Source organism: Iodobacter violaceini, assembly GCF_011601265.1.
Taxonomy (GTDB): domain Bacteria; phylum Pseudomonadota; class Gammaproteobacteria; order Burkholderiales; family Chitinibacteraceae; genus Iodobacter; species Iodobacter violaceini.
On the sequence record NZ_JAAOLX010000046.1, the window covers coordinates 1 to 289 of the forward strand.

Here is a 289-nt window from a genome sequence, read left to right on the forward strand (position 1 = left end):
TGGTGGCGGTGCTGAGCGAAACATTGAAGACAAGGTTATTACCTTCCACCACATTGTCATCCGCCACACCCGGATTGCCGACTTCGATGCCGGTAATGGCCGGGCTGTCGTTGTCCAGAATCCCGCCGGTAGCTGAAACGCCGCCAATGGTCAGAGGAACGGTTTCCGGGGTGATTTCAACCAGTGCATCATCCACCGTTGGCAGGGTAACGGCGAAGTTGGTCACGCCAGCAGGCACGGTGATCAGGCCGGTGGTTGCGTTGTAAGTGACGCCATTGCTGAAGGTGGC

At 57.8% G+C, this 289-nt stretch carries 1 protein-coding gene; it reads right to left on the reverse strand.

The window, feature by feature from the left end; genetic code table 11:
- Nucleotides 1-289 (reverse strand): hypothetical protein (locus HA050_RS22015; RefSeq protein WP_205836570.1); only part of this gene is annotated, 289 nt, incomplete at both ends.